Origin of the sequence: Alteromonas sp. a30 (assembly GCF_026788005.1) — a bacterium.
In the GTDB taxonomy this organism is placed as follows: Bacteria; Pseudomonadota; Gammaproteobacteria; order Enterobacterales; family Alteromonadaceae; genus Paraneptunicella.
The window spans coordinates 1-2344 of record NZ_JABEPE010000058.1 but is presented as its reverse complement, the minus strand read 5'-3'; the positions used below and the strand labels follow the sequence as shown (position 1 = coordinate 2344).

At 47.5% G+C, this 2344-nt stretch carries 1 protein-coding gene; it reads left to right on the top strand.

What is annotated here, in order from left to right; all coding sequences use genetic code 11:
• On the top strand, nucleotides 1-2344 hold a 2344-nt coding region (locus tag HJG39_RS19065; protein ID WP_268411981.1), incomplete at both ends, for a KS-MAT linker domain-containing protein.

The following is a 2344-nucleotide window of genomic DNA, read 5'->3' as shown; positions in this document are numbered from 1 at the left end:
GGACACTGTGAAAGTGCCGCAGGTATTGCGGGTTTAACCAAAATCTTATTGCAATTTAAACATCAGCAGCTTGCGCCGAGCATTCACTCGGACACGCTTAATCCTAATATCGACTTTGACGCATCGCCGTTTGTCGTCAACCGTGAATTAAGCGACTGGAAGCAAGATAAACCACGTATAGCAGGCTTAAGCTCCTTTGGTGCTGGCGGCAGTAATGCTCATGTGATTGTGCAGGAATATGAGCCTGCGCCTATAAGTGTTCAACACAGTGGCCCGTATGCGATTGTGTTGTCGGCGCAACAAGCAGAACAACTCACGAAAAAAGCAGCTCAATTGTTACGGGCGATTGAAGCAAACCGCTATCAGCCAGAAGACATCGAGCGCATTGCTTACACATTGCAAGTTGGGCGTGATGCCTTTGAACATCGTATTGCGACCGTTGTTAGTAGTCTTGATGAATTAACGTCTGCGTTACAAGCCTATCTACACGATAACGCTGATAGTCAGTGGCAAAAGGGACAAGTCAGTTCTGGCAAAGCCTTAACAGCGGAAATGTCATTCGATGAAGACTTCCAGCATACGCTGCAACAATGGTTAGTGAAGCGTGATTATGGGCAAATCCTGAATTTATGGGTAAATGGTTTAGAGGTGAATTGGGCGTTGGCTGAAACACAAACGCCTATTCAGCGCATTAGCTTGCCAACCTATCCATTTGAACGTGAGCGTTATTGGTGTCAAACCGAGAGCAAGACGCTCAATCGCAGTACAGACATTCTGCATCCGTTATTACAACGAAATAGTTCAGATGCTTATGAAGTGTGCTTCACCAGCGAATTCACAGGGCAAGAACCTTATTTTGCCGATCATAAAATAAACGACAGCATGGTGTTGCCGGGTGTGGCTTACATTGAAATGGCAATAGCGGCAACGCAATATGCCTTGATGGGCCAAGCGGAGCAAACCAATGCACTTGTTAACGAGCAAGATTCAGCACAATCATTGCAAGCAGAGGTGTCCAATCTTGTGTGGCTTGCGCCAATTTCGGTCTCGGAAAATGCCAATGTAACGCAAGATTCTCCCGTTAGCATTGATGTGGTGGTAGAGGCGTTATCAGACGACAGCGCAAACATTCATGTTTACAACACCTTTGATGATGACAACGGCACACAGGAATTTAGTGCGTGTCAGGTTGCGTTGTTCCAGGGTGACTTGCAAGCGGAAGTGCTGGATGTCAGCGCAGAATCGTTGAGTCAGATTGAAGCGGCGGGTAAGCCTATTCCGGTTGCTGATATTTACGCACGTTTTGCTGATTCGGGATTGCACTACGGCACATCGCATCGTGGCCTTAAGCGCGTTAGTGTGATCCACGAAAGTGGTTTACCACAAGTGATTGCCGACATTGAACTGGTAAGTGTCGATAACCTTAATTCAGGCAAAATGCAATTACCGTTAGGCGTGTTAGACAGCGCTTTACAGGCATCAATAGGGCTGACGTGGTTTGATACCGAAGGCAACGAAAACCCCGTTATGCCACTCAGTTTACCTTTCGCGCTAGACACTATTCGCGTGTTAACCCATTGCCCTACACAGGTGAAAGTCTGGGTGCGTTACAGCGAAGGTTCAGCGCCAAGTGAAGCAGTAGAGAAGCTCGATATCGATGTGTTTTCGGTTCACGACAATACCGTCAACATCATTGCTCAGATTCGTGGTTTTGCCTCACGAGTGTTTGGTGCGCAGCCAGCACAAATGGCGCCAGATCAAGTCTCAGAGGTGAAGGCTCAAACTGAGTCTCAAGAAACGCAGGAAGAGCAGACACAAGCGCCGATAGATAAGCAGTCGATCTTGGCAGAAAAAGCCTTGGTATACTTCAAGCAGCAGCTTTCCGACACGTTAAAAATGTCGCCCAACAAGCTTGATGTTGATGCGCCAATGGAACAATACGGCATTGAGTCTGTACTGGTGGTTACTCTCACCAACGAGCTAGAAAAAATCTTTGGTGAATTACCCACAACCTTGTTCTTTGAAGTGCAAACCATTCGCGCGCTGCGCGACTACTTCATGCAGTTTTATTTGCCTCAATTACAAGATTTATTGGGCGACATTGTTGAACTTGAAGTGGGCGCCGCGAGTGATAAATCAACACCTGTGTTGGCTAATGCAGAGGTAGAAACAGCCTCAGTAGCAAGCCCTGTTGGCGAAGTGGGTTCCGATGCGTCCCCACAAACCGATGCTCAACAGCAATCACAAAGCGGAAAAGTTCGTCGCTCACGTCGCCATCAAGCATTAAAAACCAGCGCTGGTGTACACGGCAAACGTCATCAAAAGGGATACATTGGCTCAGGGA